The sequence below is a fragment of the Sphingobacteriales bacterium genome, from assembly GCA_016706405.1.
Classification (GTDB): domain Bacteria; phylum Bacteroidota; class Bacteroidia; order Chitinophagales; family UBA2359; genus BJ6.
The window spans coordinates 1,063,801-1,084,366 of the sequence record JADJJT010000001.1; the positions used below are offsets into that span (position 1 = coordinate 1,063,801).

At 39.3% G+C, this 20,566-nt stretch carries 14 protein-coding genes; 11 read left to right on the forward strand and 3 right to left on the reverse strand.

Translation table 11 applies throughout. The features are described from left to right. Positions 1 to 155 precede the first annotated feature (155 nt). From IPI59_04075 to IPI59_04105, 7 genes are all read left to right on the forward strand, one after another. On the forward strand, positions 156 to 3,491 hold the full coding sequence (locus tag IPI59_04075; GenBank protein MBK7526730.1) for a TonB-dependent receptor: 3,336 nt from the start codon (positions 156 to 158) through the stop codon (positions 3,489 to 3,491). A 439-nt stretch (positions 3,492 to 3,930) separates the two neighbouring features. Further along, a complete protein-coding gene (locus IPI59_04080) occupies positions 3,931 to 5,109 on the forward strand; it encodes a hypothetical protein (protein MBK7526731.1) in 1,179 nt (392 codons plus the stop codon). Positions 5,110 to 5,182: 73 nt separating this feature from the next. Further along, positions 5,183 to 6,025: an alpha/beta hydrolase gene (locus tag IPI59_04085; GenBank protein MBK7526732.1), complete on the forward strand. Its 843-nt coding sequence runs from the start codon at positions 5,183 to 5,185 to the stop codon at positions 6,023 to 6,025. A 192-nt stretch (positions 6,026 to 6,217) separates the two neighbouring features. Then, positions 6,218 to 7,189, forward strand: coding sequence for a rhomboid family intramembrane serine protease (locus tag IPI59_04090; GenBank protein ID MBK7526733.1), 972 nt, complete (start codon positions 6,218 to 6,220; stop codon positions 7,187 to 7,189). After that, positions 7,186 to 8,493, forward strand: a complete 1,308-nt coding sequence (locus IPI59_04095) for a trypsin-like peptidase domain-containing protein (protein ID MBK7526734.1) — start codon at positions 7,186 to 7,188, stop codon at positions 8,491 to 8,493. Before IPI59_04090 ends, IPI59_04095 begins: the two co-directional genes overlap by 4 nt. A gap of 118 nt (positions 8,494 to 8,611) precedes the next feature. After that, positions 8,612 to 8,860 (forward strand): hypothetical protein, encoded by a 249-nt coding sequence (locus IPI59_04100; protein MBK7526735.1) that lies wholly within the window; start codon positions 8,612 to 8,614, stop codon positions 8,858 to 8,860. 579 nt (positions 8,861 to 9,439) lie between these two features. Beyond that, the gene (locus IPI59_04105) at positions 9,440 to 9,973 is read left to right on the forward strand and encodes a thioredoxin family protein (GenBank protein MBK7526736.1); all 534 of its coding nucleotides are present in this window, start codon (positions 9,440 to 9,442) and stop codon (positions 9,971 to 9,973) included. A gap of 80 nt (positions 9,974 to 10,053) precedes the next feature. On the opposite strand, the gene IPI59_04110 is transcribed toward IPI59_04105, so the two are convergent. Then, positions 10,054 to 11,517, reverse strand: coding sequence for a vanadium-dependent haloperoxidase (locus IPI59_04110; protein MBK7526737.1), 1,464 nt, complete (start codon positions 11,515 to 11,517; stop codon positions 10,054 to 10,056). A gap of 177 nt (positions 11,518 to 11,694) precedes the next feature. Here IPI59_04110 and IPI59_04115 point away from each other — a divergent pair, with 177 nt between their 5' ends. Beyond that, positions 11,695 to 12,825 (forward strand): AAA family ATPase, encoded by a 1,131-nt coding sequence (locus IPI59_04115; protein MBK7526738.1) that lies wholly within the window; start codon positions 11,695 to 11,697, stop codon positions 12,823 to 12,825. A gap of 188 nt (positions 12,826 to 13,013) precedes the next feature. Here IPI59_04115 and IPI59_04120 read toward each other — a convergent pair whose 3' ends face one another. Beyond that, positions 13,014 to 15,554 carry a helix-turn-helix domain-containing protein gene (locus tag IPI59_04120; GenBank protein MBK7526739.1) on the reverse strand — a complete coding sequence of 847 codons (2,541 nt, stop codon included), beginning with the start codon at positions 15,552 to 15,554 and terminating at the stop codon, positions 13,014 to 13,016. Between the two features lie 204 nt (positions 15,555 to 15,758). Here IPI59_04120 and IPI59_04125 point away from each other — a divergent pair, with 204 nt between their 5' ends. The 3 genes from IPI59_04125 to IPI59_04135 all read left to right on the forward strand — a co-directional run bounded on the left by IPI59_04125 (position 15,759) and on the right by IPI59_04135 (position 19,764). Further along, the gene (locus IPI59_04125; protein MBK7526740.1) at positions 15,759 to 17,255 is read left to right on the forward strand and encodes an amino acid ABC transporter substrate-binding protein; all 1,497 of its coding nucleotides are present in this window, start codon (positions 15,759 to 15,761) and stop codon (positions 17,253 to 17,255) included. Between the two features lie 9 nt (positions 17,256 to 17,264). Further along, entirely contained in the window at positions 17,265 to 18,542 is a 1,278-nt protein-coding gene (locus tag IPI59_04130; protein ID MBK7526741.1) for an MFS transporter, read from the forward strand. A 253-nt stretch (positions 18,543 to 18,795) separates the two neighbouring features. Further along, complete coding sequence (locus IPI59_04135) at positions 18,796 to 19,764, forward strand: GHMP kinase (protein ID MBK7526742.1); 969 nt, start codon at positions 18,796 to 18,798, stop codon at positions 19,762 to 19,764. Here the strand turns inward: IPI59_04135 and IPI59_04140 are convergent. After that, a complete protein-coding gene (locus IPI59_04140; protein ID MBK7526743.1) occupies positions 19,748 to 20,557 on the reverse strand; it encodes a formyl transferase in 810 nt (269 codons plus the stop codon). The two genes, IPI59_04135 and IPI59_04140, sit on opposite strands and share 17 nt — an antisense overlap. Positions 20,558 to 20,566 lie beyond the last annotated feature (9 nt).

Here is a 20,566-nt window from a genome sequence, read left to right on the forward strand (position 1 = left end):
TTTTTATCTTTTAGGAGCAAATTGTCCCAATTATTAAGGCAAGAAAAAACTTAATAAAAAAATAACCGAATAAAACTAAAAAAACGGCTTGATACTATGTATCTTTGCAAGCAAGAAATGCGCAAAATAAATTCATATTTATAAAATAAAAATTTATGACCAAACGAATTTACACATTATTGGGTTTATTAATTTTAAACCTTTTCTTTGTGAGCCTTCAAGTAAGGGCGCAAGGTGTAACATCGGCCTCGTTTTTTGGCAGTGTTACCAACAGTAAGGGCGATCCTTTGCCCGGGGCGGCTGTAATAGCCAAGCACCTGCCATCAGGAACAGTTTACGGAATTACAACCCGTGAGGATGGGCGCTACAACCTGCCAAACGTTAGGATTGGTGGCCCCTACCAAATTACTGTTTCGTATCTTGGCCACAAAACCCACGAAGAAAGCGATATTCATTTAAGCTTAGGCCAAAATTTTAGGCTAAATGTGGTACTTGCCGAAACCTCCACTACTATGAGCGAGGTAGTAATAACGGCAGTGCGCAGCGAAATTATGAACAGCGACCGCACCGGCGCTGCTACAAACATAAGCGAAAAAACCATTGCTGCCTTACCTACCTTAGGCCGCAGTTTAAACGATTTTGTACGCTTAACCCCACAAGGCAAATCATCGTCAGTGGCAGCCACAACGGGCAACAGCCCCTCGTTTGGCGGCCAAGACAGCCGTTTTAACAACTTAACTATTGATGGCTCAATTTTTAACAACAGTTTTGGCTTGGCTGGGCTTCCGGGAGGGCAAACCAACTCGACCCCAATTTCGCTTGATGCCGTTGAAGAAATACAAATTAACGTAGCTCCTTACGATGTTAGACAGGGCGGTTTTGTGGGCGCTGGTATTAACGCCGTTACCCGCAGTGGCTCAAACCAGTTTGAAGGCTCGCTATTTTATAATTTCAGAAACCAAAACTTAGCAGGCAGCAAAGCTGGAGACGTTGAGGTTGTAAAAACCAATTTTGACGTAAAACAATATGGCTTTAGGCTTGGCGGCCCCTTGGTTAAAGATAAACTTTTCTTTTTTGTAAATGCCGAAGCAGAACGCCGCAGCGATCCGGCTACTTCGTTTTTAGCCTTCCGCGACTCAACTAGTACCGACCCAACCAGCCCCAATGTAACACGTGTTTGGGCCTCGAAATTAGACGAACTTAAAGCATTTTTAAAATCGAAATTTAATTATGACCCAGGCGCTTACGAAAACTACAACTTAGATACCTGGAGCAATAAAGCTTTGTTTAAATTAAACTATAATATTAACAAAACTCACCGCGTAAGTTTAAGATACAATTATTTGCGCTCGTACCGAGACGTGTTAATTAGCAATAGCCGTGCCGTTAGCGGTAATCGCCGCTTAAACAAAGATGCTTTAAATTTTCAAGGTGCAAACTACGTTATAAACAACGATTTGCACTCGGTAATTGGCGAGGTAAACAGTATTTTTAGCAATAAAATGTCGAATTTATTGCAAATTGGTTTTACCGCAAACCGTGACTACCGCAATAGTTTTGGCAGTTTGTTTCCGTTGGTTGATATTCAGCAAGATGGCAAAACTTATACCTCTTTTGGCTACGAGCCCTTTACGGCAAATAACCGCTTAAATACCGATACCTGGCAGTTTCAGGATAATTTGACTTACTACGCTGGCGACCACACTATTACCGCCGGCATCAATTTCGAGTCGTTTGTGTTTGAAAACACCTTTACCCCCTCGTACTACGGCCAGTTTACATTTGCTTCGTTAGAAGATTTTTATGCCTCGGCAAACGGCGATACCAGTATTGTAGCAAAAGAGTACCGTTTAGGCTACTCGGGGCTTAAAGATGCCGCTTTGCCAATTGCCACTACCAAAGCTTATATGCCCGGAGTTTATGCCCAAGACGAAATTAATTTGGTTCAAGATAAACTTAAACTTACCGTAGGGGTACGCGCCGATATACCATTTTTTGGAAACACTGCTCTGAAAAATCCGGCTGTTGATACCCTTAAATTTAAACTTGCCGATGGCTCTGAAACCTCATACAGCACCGACGAGCTGCCGAAAGCAAGTATCTTATGGTCTCCACGCATTGGTTTTAATTACGACCCCAAAGGCGACCGCTCTTTACAAATTAGAGGCGGAACAGGCTTGTTCTCAGGACGTCCGGCCTTTGTTTGGATATCGAACCAAGTAGGAAACAACGGCCTTTTCATGGGCGAACTCCGGGTAAAAGATACCAAAGCATACCAATTTAATCCGGATGTTGAAGCCTTTATTCCGGAAAACGCCACTACGCCCTCAACCTATAACCTTGCCGTTATTGACCACAATTTTAAATTTCCGCAGTTGTGGCGTACCAATTTAGCCATAGACAAATCATTGCCCTTTAATTTAGTGGCTACGCTTGAGGGGGTTTACAGCAAAACACTAAACAATGTGATGTATATAAACGCCAACCACGAACTTTCGAGTGGTAATTTTAGTGTTGGAGGCGATACCCGCCCATTTATGCCTGGAATTAATGCCGGCAGTAGTCAGTCAAAACTAAACAATATTAACGACCAAATAACCGAAAATATTGTTTTAATCAACTCCGACCAAGGCGCATCGTACAGTATAACAGCAAAACTTGAGCGGCAGTTTTCAAAAGGGCTTTACCTAATGTTAGGTTATAACTACGGCCAGGCTAAAGATTTAATTACGGCTGGCTCTATTGCCTCGTCATCTTGGAGCGATAATAAATCAATTAACAACAATAATAACCCCGGCTTGTCGTATAGCGATTTTGACCAGTTGCATCGCCTTATTGCAGCAGCATCTTACCGATTTGAATACGCTAAATTTATGGCTTCGCAATTGTCGTTATTTTTTCAAACGGGCAACCAAGGACGTTACTCTTTCTATTATAACGGCGACTTAAACGGAGACGGCAACAGCAACAACGATTTGTTATATGTACCCAAAGATGCTAATGATATTAAGTTTAAAGATGTAACAGACAAAGATGGTAACGTGTTACAAACGGCTGCCGAACAAGCAACGGCCTTTATGACCTTTGTTGAGGGCAATAAATACCTCAATGATTTAAAAGGACAATATACCGAACGCAACGGCGCTATATTACCATGGCTTTCGACGATAGATTTGGCGTTTCAGCAAGAGTTTGGCCTTAAAATAAAAGGTCGCCGCCATGCCATTCAAATACGCGCCGATTTTTACAATTTTGGCAATTTATTAAGCAGCAGCGCCGGTGTGGGCAACCAAGTTAATTTAGCGAACCCCTTGAAAGTTGCAGGCTACGACAAAGATGCCAATGGCAATTATACCAACCCTGTGTATAATTTTTCAAAATCGGCTAAAGATAGTGAAGGAAAAAGTATATACGCCACCGAAGCTTTTGGCAAACGCGCTGGTTTAGACGATGTTTGGCAAGCACAATTAGGCATTAGGTATATTTTTTAAATAACAATTAAAAGTTATGCCCCTGCAAAGCCAATTAAAAGCTTAAAATTATCGAGTTAAAAACAGACCCCGTATTTTAAATTTAATAGAACGGTTGTACTGTTGGCTAATTCGTGCGAGGTTAAAGTTTGTTTGTTTTCAAGCAACCTTTAACCTCGTTTTTTTATCTCAATAAATGGTTTGTTTGATTACGAGATTTCCGGCGCTTAGCCACCTCATTTTCCGGATAATTGTTTGCCCAAAGCTTGATACAGCCGTATTCAATTAGTTAAAAAATAAAGCTAATTTATTTATTTTATCAAAATTAATTTTCTTCCTTCAATAAATAGCGGCTTTTTTTGTAAATTTAAAGCTTGATGGCATAATAATTGCTTTCTTTGCCCTAAATTTACGTGCTGAAACCACCTTGCTCCTTAAAACCACATTATTTTTTTAAACCATGGACAAACTTTCTTTGAAAAAAATTGCTATTACGGTCGAAAAAATGAACTTTTTATACCGTAGTATTCGCGACCACATTGAACAGCCTAATCATATTGAGTTGATGCTGCTAAAACAGTATTCGTTAGAGTTGTATGAATTTATAATTGAATTAGAACAAAAACAGAAAGAAGCTAAAAAAGCCGTTTTTTCTCCGGAAGTTTCAGTACCCGTAGCAGTTTTAGTTGAAAATACCCCTAAACTTCCGGATACAGATGCTCCGCCCCTCGCGCCTCCTCCCTTGCCACCCGAAGACATAAACGAACTGCACTCGGTTGTAATTCCGCCCTTAGATGCAATACTTGAACCGGAGGACATGTCGGTACAACCACCGCCCTTGCCAACAGCTGCAAACGAGGAAAGCCACCACGCAGCCAGCGATATTTTTGAAACATTAAAAGAATTAGGCTATGGCGTTGAAACACCACCAACGCCTGAAACAACTCCGCCACCTGTTAGCAATACAGAAACAAATGAAACAGCCACAAATAGCAGTAACTTAATTGAAGAAGAATGGATTGCCGAAGATATTGAAGTAGCAGACGAGCCATTATTTGAAATTATACCCACCTTGCCAACCCCCGAAATAACTATAACAAATGAAGAACCAATTATTGAACAGCCAATAATTGTTACTGTCGAAGCTCCAAAAACGGAGGCAAACATGGGCTTAAAAACATCGGTGCTTGACCAAACATTATTAGAACAAGCCCAACAATTACCTGTATCAGAACCTCCAGAGGCCGAAACACCAATTGAAGCAGTACTTAATCCACCACTATTGGGCGACGAAACAGTGGCACTTCGCCCGGGCGAGCTAAACCAATTATTTCAACCACAAACACAAATTGAATCGCAAAGTGAAGAACTAAGTCTGGCTGATAAATTAGCCGGACAAACTAATAATAAAGATAGCTTGCCTATAAATATGAGCCAAAAATTTGCCTTCATTAAAACGCTGTTCAATGGCAATGAGCAAGCATACCAGCGGACTATACAAACGGTGGTAAACAGTAAGGGCTATATTGAGGCACTAACCTATATTAACCTAAATGTTAGGCACGAAATGGGCTGGCAAGACCATGACCCAACGGTAAAAGAGTTTATTGATATTATTAAGCATAAATTTTTAGATTAACACCTTAACACAACCCTATTAGTTTTAAGTAAACCCTCAACCACTCAAATTCTAAACAAATTAAATCCCTGCTTTGAAACACACTGAGTTTAGTTTTATTGCTTCAGACAAGGTGCTTACCTATGCTCAAACTTGGCAACCCGAAAATAATTTGCCCCTAAAAGGTGCTGTATGCCTTATTCATGGTTTGGGCGAACATGGTGGCCGCTATGAGCATGTTGCCCGGTTTTTTGCCGATAATGGCTATGCTACACTTGCAGTAGATTTGCGCGGTCATGGCCGTTCGGAGGGTAAACGCGGACATATAAAAAATTGGCAGATTTTGCACGATATTATAAGTCAAGGTTTGGCGCAGTGTGGCCAACGATTTGGCGTAAACAGCCCTTTTTTGTATGGCCATAGTATGGGGGGAAACTTAGTAATAAATTACGTTTTACAACAGTTGCCCAATATTAAGGGTTGTATTGTAACTGCGCCCTGGTTAGAAATTGTTCAGCCGGTTCCGGCAATAAAAATAATATTAAGTAAATTTGTCAATAAAATATTAGGTGCTCATACCGAAAAAAACGATATTGACACCAACAACCTCTCGCGCGATGCGCAAATTGTAGCTGCCTATAATAACGACAAATTAGTACACGACAAAATATCGGTGCGTCTTTTTGTTGAAGCGTCAAAAAGTGCAGTCTATAATTTAAGTAACGCACCTAAATTAAAAACGCCAATGCTGCTGATGCACGGCACCGCCGATAAAATAACCTCGTACACGGCAAGCGAAAGATTTGCAAAAAACGCCCCGCCCCATTTGCTGACCTTTAAACCATGGCCCAACTATTACCACGAAATACACAACGAACCTAATGAAGATAAATGGGCAGTGTTACAAACAATGCTCGGTTGGATGGAAGAAATATAGTTGATTAATTATTAATAACTTTTAGCCTATTTTTTCGCTTGTTAGCAATTGTTAAGAACACAACCCAAGGAATACTTTTTGCGTTATACAAAAAAAAAGCCATTTAAAACAACTTAAAAAAACCTATCCCCATATAACCACAACTATTTGCAAAAAACAATTTAAACAAGATTATTAATATTAGCACTCCCGATGGCAATATTAGAAAGAAATAGTATAATAAACGATATTAAAAACGAGTTTAACTATGGCAGCATGACCTATAGGCTTGTTTTGGTAAACCTATTGGTTTTTTTAGGTATTACCGTATTGTGGCTTTTGTGTTATTTTACTAATTTACTTTTAGTTTACGAATGGGCAACTAACCAGTTAATGGCCACAGCCGATTTAAATTTATTGCCCTTTAAACTTTGGTCGGTTTTAACCTATATGTTTGCCCACAAAAGTTTTTGGCACTTGTTTTTTAACATGGTTTTGTTGTATGTATTTGGCGATATAATTTCCAATTTATTGGGCAACAGGCGTATTTTACCTATTTATATTTTAGGAGGTATATCCGGGTTTTTGGTTTATTTGGTATTATTAAACACACTCCCATTTTTCTCGCCACAAAACTCACTTTTAGGCGCATCGGCAAGTGTTATGGCCTTGGTTACAGCTTCGACAACACTTTCGCCAAACTCGCAAATTCGTATTTTTGTTTTTGATGTACCTATTAAATACATTGCCTTAGCTTTATTACTAAACGATGTTTTACGCATATTTTTATTGGTAAATGCGGGCGGGCATATTGCTCATTTAGGAGGGGCGCTATTTGGCTATTTGTTTATTGTATTAATAAATCGAGGCTACGACCTTTCGTTAGGCTTTAACTCAATAGCTGATAAACTTACAAATGTTTGGAATAAAACGGCAAGCTTGTTCATAAGACCAAATAAAGAACGCAATAAAACTACTGCGTATCAACAAGCAAAAAGACCTAAATCGGCATACGCTTTTGCCGGAAAAAAAGAAAAAAATCCGGAAAATTATACTACCGTTACTCAAGTTGAACCAACAAAACAAGAGCGTTTAGATTCTATTCTGGATAAAATTAAATCAGAGGGTATAGATAGTTTAAATGACGAGGAAAAGCAATTTTTAGAAAATTTTAGCCGCGAATGAAAAACCCATTCATATATATTTTCAAACATGGCCTCCGGACATTGATAATGGGCGCAATCCTTATCAGTGTTTTTTTCTCCGGATTAATTTTCGCTGAACTAAAACAAAAGTTTCAAGTAAACAAAAAGCCAGCTATTGCACCCCTTATCGCTCCACCAACCACTGCCGCAAGCCCTGCCATTGCCGACTCGGCACAAATCGCAGCCTTCCTTGCTTTGCAAAACAATTTAACATCTCTTGATTTTGTAAAAGTTGCTAAAATAGTTACCCCATCAGTAGTACATATTCAAACGGTAAGCTACAACGAATCATACCCCATGCGCCACTTCTTAGAGTTGTTTAAAGACAAGGGACCCAGACCCTTATTAGAAGACAGCGATAGCACAATAACCGAAGAAGAAGAAGAAGAAGAAGAAGAAGAGGAAGAGAAAACAACCGAGGATTATGAAGCATACGAGGAGTCCGAGAAATACAATCTTGGCTCAGGCTCGGGCGTTATACTAACCTCCGATGGCTATATTGTTACAAACAGACATGTTGTTGAGGATACCAAAGAAATTCAGGTAATTTTAAAAAACAGAACAAACTTCAAAGCCAAAATAATTGCTGCCGACCCTGCAACCGATTTGGCTATTATTAAAATAGAAGCCGATAAACTACAACCTATTAACATTGGCAACTCAAATGATGTTGAAGTTGGGCAATGGGTTATGGCAGTGGGCAACCCTTTTGACCTTTCGACCACCGTTACCACTGGCATTGTTAGTGCCAAAGCCCGGAACTTAAACCTTATGGACAAATATATTTTACCGATTGTGTCGTTTATTCAAACCGATGCAGCTATAAACCCCGGAAATAGTGGCGGGGCTTTAGTAAACACAAAAGGCGAACTTGTTGGAATTAATACCGCTATTGCATCGCCTACGGGTGTATTTGCCGGATATGGTTTTGCCGTCCCGTCAAACGTGGTCTATAAAGTTGCCAACGATATTATACAATATGGTCGAGTAAAACGAGGTATTTTAGGTGTACATATACGGGATGTAGATGGTTTTATGGCCAACGAATTTGGCCTGCCCAACACCAATGGTGTAATGATTTTAACGGTTTCACCAGAGGGCGGCGCACATGACGCTGGTTTAAGTGAAGGCGATGTTATAAAAAGTATAAATGGCCATGCTGTAAATAGTTCTGCCGAATTACAAGAGTTAATAAGCCTATATCACCCAGGTGACACCGTGAAAGTAGTTTATTTGCGCAACAAATTAGAAAAAACAGCAGAAGTGCTACTTAGAATGCCCTGAAGATAGAATAATTTAACCCATGTAAATAACATAATTGGATAAAAATTTGTAATTTTGCTGCCTAAATGAATGATTCTTCAAACTCGCTCCCAAATTAATTAGTTTTATTATGCAAAAAATGCAGTATATATTTGCCGCCGCTTGTATTTTTATTGTTTTTTTAGTATTTTACTTTGTGCGCGTACCCCAAACTCATGCCTACAAACAAGGCGAGGGTAAAATTCAAGCTATTGACCCCCAACATTATACCTCCGAATATTTATACAAAAATACACCTGCTTTAAAAACACCCCCCCCCTCTACCGACACATTAAAAACAGTACCACCTGCACCAGCTACGCAAGGAGCAGTATCAAAACCCAAATAAACAACCATTAAAATAATATTATTTATGATATACTATGCTATTAGCTTTGCAGTTCCTGCCTTTATTGCTATGATTGTTGCGCTATATAAAGCTACCCGCCCCCGCCATTAATAATTAGTAAAAAAATAAATAGTTCATTTGTTTTTTTGTAACACTGTATGTTACCCTACAATCTATGGTAGCATACAGTATTTTTTTGCCCTATCTACAATGCACATTAAAAGAATGAAATATCCGGCTATTATAAAGAAACCCACATTCAATCCATGTTAAACAAAAAAGAGCAGTAAACAGGTATCCGGAATTGGCTTTTCTTGCTCAAATTTTGCTCACAACGCGCGAAGGCTTAGTAAAAGCAAGAATCAATATATGGCTGTCTGTTAAACTATTGCATCTTTTTTACATCGAATTGGCATTAATATTGTTTAAACAAGCTTAAATTTGCGGTGCCGTTTACTTAGATTCTTTTTTAATTGATTTATGGTTTCTATTTTTTGTAAATTTCTTTGTTCTAATTGTATTTTAATTATATTTTTTATTCAAACCATTTGTGCCCAAACATGGCAGGGCAACTCAAACTTGTCAACTAATAGTTTTAACGTTTATCCAACCGAAAATCAAATTACTGCGACCGAAAAGTACGATACCCTACTAAATAAAACAACCATCGTCATTTCAGAAATACAAAGCGCACAGCCGCCCGCAACACTCACTTTAGAAGAGGTGCAAGCCCGTATGGCTTCCTATTTTTATAGTGGCGACTGGCAACAGCTACAAACTGCTGCTAAAACCAACAACAAAATTTACTTTGTTGATTTTGTTACAAATTGGTGTCAAGTTTGCCGCGAAATGGATAACAAAGTATTTGCCAGCGAAAATTTTAGCAAATTTGTAACCCAAAACAATATCTTAGCCTATAAACTAAACGCCGACAAGCAAAGTGATATTGCTGATTACTACGGTATAGAATACTACCCCACTATAATATTTTTTAATGCAAACGGGCAAGAATTAGGTCGCACAACGGGTTATACCAGCGAAGATATTTTGGTACAGCACCTTAAGCATTACAAACCTAAAGTGCCGCATACAAAATATTCAAGTTTCCGGTAATTCCGGCCAATAAACAAACAAGCACAGCTCAAGAGCTAATCAACAAATAAGGTTTGAGCCCAAATAAATCTTTCTTATATTTATTTCTTTTCGCTTGTTGTTCCTGTTAATTTTTTCCATACGTTTTCGCCAACTTTTTTGCCCTGCACCTGACCCGCCTCAATAGCACGGCGGAAGTGGATACCTCCATACAAGCGACTAATACAGGCTTCGTCGGCTGCTTGCTGTATAGATTTGAATTTGCGCGGCGTAAGACCTTCTATGTCTAAAGCATTGTCGGTAAAGGCCATGTTTTTTCCAAACTGTTGGGTTAGCACATAAGCAACCGCCGATGAGGCAACACTATGCCCACTGGTGTGTTCCGGAAAAGGAGGAGTTTGTATTAAGGGTGCCCAATCGGGGTCAATATATAAATTAATAAAAGTTTCGGGGCGCAACAAATTACTGCGGTATTTCTCATCCCAACAACTAATAAACGCATCAAATAAAGCTATGCCGGCATAGGCATAAGTTTGCGCTGTTTGGGCTGCATTCATTTTTTTATCGCGGGTTAAAATACCTACAATACCCAACCAGTGGCCAGTTGGTGATATTTTTTTGATAAAATAATTTAAATGCCCTTTTACCCGAATGCCATTTGGGTTGTTATCCCAAAATAAAGCCATTTCTTTTTGTTCGGGGTTTAATTTTTTGCCAGCGTTATACACCTCGTAAGACTCTTTATAAAATGCCGAGCCTTTAATAGTATCGAATTTAACAGGCGGCTGTGGAATAAATTGCGAGGCCGAATCGAGGGTCAAAGGCCGAACTTTAAGCCAGTTGGGTTCAAGTGCTGCTAATTGTAGCGGAGGCGTAGGTATCCATGCAGCCGGATCTTTAAGATTTAACATGTGGCGTTGCATACCGCGCGTTTGGGCGTAATTGTCGCCTTTTTTCCAGTCGTTTATAGCTTTTGCCATTTCAACGCCATAGGCAACCGAGCGTTGTGCTACGGCAGGGTCTGTTTTAGCGCTGCGTTGTTTGGTAAAATTATCTTGGGCTTCTTTTAAAAAATGTTTCGACCATATAAGTGTGCGGCCTACCTCACAAAAGGCGGTAACTGCCGCCAGTGTATAGTCGTAGGTTTGCCCTGCCTGTGGTTGTGGTAGGGTGGTTAAGCCATTTAATTTACCTGTAAAAGTAGGTAAATTTGGCTCTACGCTAAAGCGCAAAGTTTCGTACATGGCAATTTGCGGGTAGGTTAGTACCCTTGTACCTACGGTTGGCGAAAAAATATCTTCAACTACGATTTCGTTGTATTTTGTATTAAAAAAACGCAAATACTCGGCATCATCTTTAAACTCCGGAACAGTAGTGTTAATATTGGCTTTTTCTAAACTCAGTGCCGAGGTGTCGCGGCCAGTATCATCAATCTCAACAGGCTTACTTGGCTGCTCGGCGTTGTTAGTAGTTGGTTGAGCGGTATTGGGCTGGTTTCCGGAAGATTGGCATCCGGATAACATTACATAAAATAATACTACAATAAAACAAACAACATGCTTCATACTAAGGGATTTTATTTATAAAATAAGTTCAATCTTATTTATTAGTTTTGTGGTTTATACCAGCTAAACTTTGGGCAAATTTACTAATAAACTGCCAATAAATTCGTTTAGTTTTATAATTTATTTAACTTCATGCAAATTGAGTTTAATACAAATTTTCAAAAGGCATTGCAAGCCATGGAGCATACAAATGAACATTTGTTTATAACCGGGCGAGCTGGTACTGGCAAAAGCACTTTGTTAAAATTTTTTAGCCATCATACGGCAAAAAACGTAGTATTATTAGCGCCTACGGGCATTGCCGCATTAAATATTGGCGGGCAAACAATCCATTCTTTTTTTGGATTTCCGGCGCACCCGGTTTACGATAAACATATCCGGAAAAGAAAAAACAAAGCTCTTTTTGAAAACATTGACGCTTTGGTTATTGATGAAATTTCAATGGTCAGAGCCGATTTGCTCGACGCAATTGACCGATTTATGCGTTTAAATGGCCGGATGCGCAATTTACCCTTTGGTGGCTCGCAGGTAATTTGTATAGGCGATTTATACCAATTGCCTCCCGTCATTTCAACAAAAGAAGAAAAACAATTATTAGAATATTTGTACGAAACACCTTTTTTTTATAGTGCACACGTATTAAAAGAAGTAAACTTTAACTATATTGAACTTAAAAAAATATACCGGCAAACCGATGGGCATTTTTTAAACCTCTTAGAAGCAGTACGTACCAATAATTTAGAGCAGGAAGATTATATGCTGCTTAAATCGCGACATCATCCGGAATTTAAACCGCCCAAAGATTCTTGTTACATTGTGCTAACGGCCACTAACGAGCAAGCTCGGCTTATCAACGAACAAGAAATGAATCAATTAGAAACACCTGCCCAAATCTACGAAGGTTTTATAAAAGGTGAGTTTGCCCGCGAACAACTTCCGTGCGATTATAATTTGTACCTAAAAGAAGGCGCGCAAGTGATGTTTGTTAAAAACGACCCCTACCACCGTTGGGTAAATGGCACAATTGGCAGGGTGTATATGCTTCGGCCAGATGTGGTTGGGGTAGAAATAACAACCGAGACAGGGGAGATAGCACAACATTTAATACCACAAACTAAATGGGAAATAATGCGCTATGTTTACAACGAAACAGAACAAAAAATTACTACCGAAATACTTGGCAGTTTTACCCAATATCCGCTAAAATTGGCTTATGCAATTACCATCCACAAAAGCCAAGGCAAAACTTTTGAGCAGGTAATAATTGATTTAGGACGTGGTGCTTTTGCCCCGGCCAGGTATATGTAGCCCTAAGCCGTTGTACTTCCCTTGCGGGAATCGTTTTGAAACGTCAAATCAAGTATTGGGATGTGAAAACAGACGAGCGTATCGTTGAATTTACCAATTTACACAAAATATACAATTAATATACCTATAATCTTCTGCGATATTGCCCATCGCTTGCTAATTGTCAACTGTTTTTAAAGCAATAAAAGTTAGGACTCGTTTTCCATCGAAGCCAACACCCATCTAATTTCATGAAATTCAATTTCTGTGGGTAGTAGGTCTTTAACCATTTTTAGGTTTGGATTTTCTTGGTTTTTTACCCTTTGTAAAGCCACCATTATGATGCTAATTTGTTTAGGGGTAATTAATTGCTCAATATCAATTTGCCCGTTGGCAATGTATTTTGTTAAGTGTCCACAAATAGTTGAATAGGCTAAATTGCGTTTGCTGGCAATTTGTGCAGGGGTTAATCCTTGTTCAAATAGCTTGTAACTTTCTTCAAAGGTATTTAGTTTGGAAGGTTGGGCTTTTTCTGTTTTGGGTGTATTATTTTTTGTTTTAGTTTCTTTTGTTGCCAGTGGCATATTGCCATTTAGGTCGTGTTGTTGCATGTATTGAATAATAATGCTCAGGAAACGCATTCCGTACATGGCAATTTTAGTTTTACCAAATCCGGTAATTTGTAATAATTCGTTTAGCGAAGCGGGCAAATACAGTACCATTTCCTTTAAAGTATTGTTCGACAACACCATATAAATGGGCTTGTCGGTTTCTTCACAAATATCGTCGCGCAGGTTTTGAAGTTTTTTATACAGTTTAGGGTGAGGAGTTTCGCTATCTTGTTGTGTGGATTTCCGGATGGCGTATATGCTCAATTTTTCATCCGGATATTTAATTTTTAGTTTATGTTGTATAAAATCCGGAAAATGAAAGCCATTTAAAGCGCAATAGCCCAATAAATATTTTTTCTCATAACAAGCATCGTGCAGTATTTGCAGTTGGGCGTTGATATGAGCGGCGGTTTCTTTGCTTTCGGTTATTAAGGGGTTATTTTTAATTTGATTCAGAATTTCTTGCAACTGTGTTATAAAATAGGTGGCTGCTTGATTGATGCGTGTTTGCAGCGGTTGGTGGTTTGCCACTTGCGGCGCTTGTTCTAAAAGGGTTTGCAGTTGGGGTTTAAATTTATTAGCAATGGCAAAAAGGGTGTTTATTTGTTCGTAAAACGGTAAAATCCAAGTTTGGTGGGTGGTTTTGGTGTTAAGTTGGTCGTTATTGGCAATTATTACGCTGTTTAGCTCGTTTTTTAATTCGTAAACAGCCTCGCAGTCAAATAAATGAATCAAAATGCTCCGGTAATATTGATTTTGAGCTAAAGTTAATAAGGTGGGCAGTTGATTGAGGGCTGTTTTTTTCTGCTCGAACCCCGACACTTTGTTATTTCTTAAAATATTATGTCGATTTATTGGGGTACTAAGCGTTAATCCGGATAAACTGCGGCAACGGCTAAGTGCTACATAAACCTGCCCTGCCGTAAACGATTCGGAGGCATCTAATATCATTTCATCAAAAGTTAAGCCCTGGCTTTTGTGAATGGTAATAGCCCAAGCTAAGCGCAAAGGATATTGTGTAAATTTGCCTATAATTTCTTCGTGCAGGTGTTTGGTAGTGTTGTCTATACTGTAGGTAATATTATGCCATTCGTGGGGACTTACTTCAATTTCTATGTCTTCGTCTTCATTTTCGTCGCTAGGGCAAATAACTTTTATGGTGTTGGCATTGAGGTACGAAACAGTACCAATTTTGCCGTTGTAGTAGTTTTTTTCCGGATTATTTTTTAAAAACATAACCCTAGTGCCCTTTTTAAGCGTAAGTTCGGCATCGGCGGGGTAGTTTTTATCTAAAAATTGCCCTTCGACCTGGCAAGAATAGGTAAAACTTGGAGATTTAATGTGGGCTAAATTTGTGGTATTAATTTCGTCGGCTTTTCGGTTGTGGGTAGTTAGGGTAATGCTGTTTTGGTAGGTTTGCGCACTTATTTGAGGTTGGTAATGGCTGTTAAGCAGTTGCAAGGTTTGGTCGTCGAGTTGGTTATTGCGCACTTTGTTTAAAATTTCGATAAAATTTGTTTCGTTTTGTCGGTAAATTTTTGTCAGTTCAATGTAAACAGGTGGATTGTTGCTAATAGCCAAACTATCGAAAAAAAACGGGCTTTGATACACCTCACTAAGCAGTTGCCACTCGGCTTGTGGTACTACTGGGGGCAGTTGGTGCATATCGCCAATTAGCAGGATTTGAACACCGCCAAAGGGCTCGTTCCAACGCCGGCGCGTTTGCCTAAGTGTAACATCAATTTGGTCAAGCAAATCGGCACGCACCATACTAATTTCGTCAATAATTAGCAACTCTAAACTTCTGAAAATGGCAAGTCGGTGATTATTGTATTTTAAAACGGGCAGGTTTTTTTGTGTTAAGGACAACAGCCCGTCACTTGGACGCAAAGTGGGCAAAAATGGTGTAAACGGGAATTGAAAAAACGAGTGAATAGTGGTTCCATTGGCATTTATGGCAGCCACACCCGTAGGAGCCAGCACAGCCATTTGTTTAAAGGTATTTTGCCGGATGTATTTAAGCAAAGTAGTTTTACCCGTGCCAGCTTTACCTGTTAAAAATAAATTGCTGTTAGTTTCGTTTATAAAACTAATTACCTGCTTAAATTGGTCGTTAATTTCGAGTACTTCTTTTGCCATTTAGCAAAGAAACGATTAATTTTTGTAGGATTAAAATTATTATCCGGAAAAAAGTAAACAATACCGCCTTTCGTTTAAATGCGTTTAACTACTAAATCCGGATTTTAATGCTATAAATAAGGTATCTTTGTGCTTCTATTATATCGGCCTGCCTATAAACAATTTCTTAAATCTGCTTTCAAACACAATATAATTAACATGTTTATGAATTTTATTTTGTTTTTATCAAACAGGGGATTAAAATTTATAGCACTTTGCCTGTTTGCCTTAGCATTAACAAGCACTACAAGCGCATGCTTTAAGCGCAGCGCTCCACAAGGGAAGAAAAACAATAATCAAACTACCATTTTACAACCCTTGCCCCCCGATAAAAACGCTACAACCACCCAAACGCCTACCAATAATAGCACTGAAAATAACAACACTACCACGCCAACCAAACAGCCCGAAAGCAGCAACACCAATTCGCAACCCACAAAACAACCCAATACCCAACATACAACAACAACTGCACCGCCCGTAAACACCACGTTACCGCCCGAAACAACACAAATAAAAGAATCGAAAATACCGGCAATAATTAATATGGGTATTATGTTGCCCTTTAATTTGGCAAGCTACGAGACCTCAACAGAAATAAAACAATTAAGCGACAATTCGGCGGTGGCCGTTGATTTTTATCAGGGTGCGCTATTGGCGTTACAGGATTTGGAACAAAGTGGCTTACAATTAAATTTAGAAGTTTTTGATATCAACAACCAAGCACAAAAAGCCAGCGAGTTATTTAACGATTACAGGCCAAAAAACATGCACCTGATTATTGGGCCGGTGCATAATGCGCCGCTTGCCGAAATAGCTAAAATAGCCTTGCGCAACAAAACCATACATGTTTCGCCTTTGTCGCCCTCGCACAAAGTGGCAAGTAATAACCCGTACTATTTTGTGGCCACTCCTACAGTTGAAACGCAATGCGCCGCTATGTTCGAGTATATTTGTAAAGCAAACAACACCAACAACAAACGTATTTTAGCCATAAGCAGCTCGTCGCCTAACGAGCTTGCCCTGGCAAATTTGTTTCATCACATAGCTATTAATAGCACCGAGCCCGAAAAATACGGCTACGTAAATGTACAGCAAATACTATACGATAAAAACCTAAACACCGACATTGAAAGTTTTTTATCGCCAACCGAACCTAATATGGTGGTTGTAACTTCGTTCGATGAAAAAACCATTATTCCGGTTATTATGAAATTAAATGCCTTGCAAAAAAAATATCAAATTACTTTGTTTGGTATGCCAACCTGGTTAGACATGGAGATAATTCCACACGAATATTTGGCTAATCTTAATTTTCATATATCAGCACCATATTGGGGTAACCCTGCCAACCCCAACTATCAGCCGTTTAAACAAAACTATCAATTGCGGTGGGGCTACTTGCCCAGCAAAAATGCAGCTATTGGGTACGATATTACAAAGTATTTTGTTCAAATGATACAAAAATACGGTACTGACATGGCAAATCACCTTGGCGATAATTCATTTAAAGGTATGTTAAACGACTTTGAGTTTAGCAGCTCTGGTCCGGATTTTTACCTTCAGCCTGCTTTGCAAAAGCCTTTCGATTTTTGGGAAAACAAAGCTACCAATATTTTGCGATTTCGCCCCGACTTCACCTTTGAACGGGTTAATTACTAAAGTTTGACGATGCAAAACAAAAACGCTTTGCAAGCCCTGTTTGTGGCTAATACTATATCGGGGTTTGCACAAGGCATTAGTATGATTGGTATTCCGTGGTATTTTGTAGATGTACTAAATAAACCATCGGAGTTTGCGTATATTTATAGTGTAGTTACTTTGGTTTCGATGATATGGAGTTTATATGCCGGTACCCTAAACGACCGTTACGACCGCAAATATTTATTTGTTTTTGAGAATATTATAGGTGCTTGTATTTTATTTATTGTATCGGGTTGGGCTTACTATACAAACAGCACACCTATAGAAATGCTTATTTTGGTTTTTGCTTCTATTTTTTTCCTATACAATATTCATTATCCGGCGCTATACGCCTTTGTTCAAGAAATATCTGAGCCAAAACATTACAACAAATTAACTTCGTACTTAGAAATTCAAGGTCAATTAACCAGCGCATTAGCAGGTGGCATGGCGGCAATAATGCTAAATGGCTACTCGGGCAAACCACTGCTTACCCTGTTTAATTACGATATTGTTTTGCCGTTTACCTTTGAAGCATGGCCACTAAAAAGTATATTTCTGTTAAATGCTATTGCTTTTGTTATAGCCTTGCTAACAGTTAATAGTATAAAATACAAAGCCGTTGCAGTTCGTAAAATTGAGAAAGCGCCTGTTTTTAAGCAATTGGCCACCGGATTTAGTTTTTTACAACAGCACAAATTATTATTGCTTTTTGGAGTGGTGTCGTTATTTGTGTTTGCAACCACCATGATGCTTACTTTTGTGCTAATGCCCAACTATACCAAAAACGTGTTAAATGCGAGTGCCAATACCTTTGCCCTTGGCGAACTGTACTTTGCCCTTGGCTCAATAGGTGCGGGCTTGGTAGCTATTATTATATTTGGGCGCAACCCAGTTCTTGGCAATATTTTATTGGCTGTGTTAAGCGGTTCAGCTTTTATTGTTTTAAGTTTTAACAAATCGGAGTTTATTTTTTACATAGCCATTGCCTTGTTAGGGTTAGGAAACGCGGGCAGCCGCATTATGCGCATTACCTATTTATTGCAACATGTACCTAATAGCGTGGTAGGCCGAACCCAAAGTATTTACTCGTTAGCAAACTATATTAACCGTTTTTTATTCATACAATTATTTGCTTTGCCGTTCTTCGTCAACAATGTTGATTGGGCTTTTGTTATTTGTAGTATTTGGTGTTTGATAGCAGCTATTTTATTGCTAATTTATTATAATAGGTTGCAAAATTTAAATATAAGTACTAATCACTAATTACTATAACTCCAACTCATGGCTGATGGCTAATGGCTGATGGCTGATGGCTGATAGCTTTGGGCTGGTGGCTGATGGCTAATGGCTGATGGCTGATGGCTGATAGCTGTGGGCTGTTGGCTATTGGCTTTTGGCTGATGGCTGATAGCTTTTGGGTGTTGGCTGTTGGCTAATGGCTAATGGCTAATGGCTGATGGTTAATGGCTGATGGCTTTTAGCTCACAATTTATAACTTATAATTAATAACTCGTATATGCAACAGTTTTATGCCCCCGGCAAACTACTTATTACAGGCGAATATGCTGTTTTAGACGGTGCCTGGGCTTTAGCATTACCTACCCGACTGGGGCAAACCTTAACGGTAACACCCACTCAAATACAAAATAACAAGCCGGCTGTTTATTGGCAAAGTATTGACGAGTTAGGGCAGGTTTGGTTAGAGACCGAGCTTCTATACCCAAATTTTATGCCCGGCACAGCGCCCATAAATCCCGAAAAACTTACTTTGCAACGTTTGTTTCAAACTATTGAGCAACTAAACCCAAGTCTTAGCATCTTTACCCAACAACCCGCACTACAATTTACAACCCGCTTGCAGTTTAACCGGCATTGGGGCTTGGGCAGCAGCGCAACCCTTTCAACTTTAATGGCTACGTGGGCAGGGGTAAATGCTTATCAACTAAATAATACCTTGTTTGGCGGGTCGGGCTACGATGTGGCCGTTGCCTTGCACGCCCAGCCTTTGCTGTACCGGCTGCCCAACGCACAAAACTTTACTCCGGATGTACAGATTTTACCCAACTACAACCCGCCTTTGGCGCAATATTTATATTTTTGTTATACCGGCCAGAAGCAAAACTCCCGCCACGCCATTGAATACTACCGTCAGCAAGGCAAACACCAGCACCCGAACTTAATAGAAACTATTAGTAAACTTAGCCTTGAAATAGCTAATGCCACTACCCTACCCCAGTTTTGCCAGCTTATTACCCAGCACGAAAATTTAATTGCGCGCTGCTTAAATTTACCCCCTTTATTGCAAACTCCACTATTAAAAGGCTTGCCCGGTGCGGCAAAATCTCTGGGGGCATGGGGCGGTGATTTTGTTTTGGTTGCCACCGAAATGCCACAAACCGAACTTAAACTTCGCTATTTTAATAAACCCCATCAAGTAGTATTAACCTATAACCAAATGATTGCGCTCCTTAACGAACCCCTTTAAGCCACCAGCTATACAAATACTGCCAAATAGTTGGATGATACCATTGTTTGCTTTTTTGTTTGTTAGAACTGGCAACAGATAATACATTTTTATCTTGATGGTCATTCGCAATAATACTCAAAATTCCAGCTAAAAGAAAAGGCAAGGCTGCCGCTAACTGTAACAACGGGTAGGTAGCAAAATGGTCGGCTTTAGCATCCGGATAAATAGTAACCCAATGCAGCACCTCACCTGTATCAACACCCGCATCAACCAAATGGATGGTAGCACCACAATTTTGCGCGTCATTATTAGCCAACGCCCAATACCCCCCATGTACACCCCGGTAAGCAGGCGTAATACCGGCATGTATATTAAGTACAGGGCAGCCCACCGCTTGCAAAAATTTTTTACTGGCAATACGTGTGCCCGATAATACAATACAATCGGGTTTGAGTTTTTGGATATAAGCTAACGTTTCCGGAAGGTTTATACTGGCTACCTTAAATATAACTTTATCCGGAATTTCATTAGCGCTCAATTTATTTATCCGGATGATTTCGGCTTGTCTTTTTTTGCCTAAATGGTATAAAACAGGCTGCACCAGCGTTTGAAACAATATTTGCCCAAATACAGTTGTCAAGCCCAATTTTTTAGCTCTGCTGCGCAATAATTTCCACTTCGAAATTGGTTTTTCAATAATAACTGCTTCAATTTGACAGCTATCTTGCAAATAATTGTATATAATATTGGCAGAGGTGCCCTTTGTTGCCAAAATTACAATTTTTGGGATATTTGATGGCCGTAGTAGCATAGCGCAAAT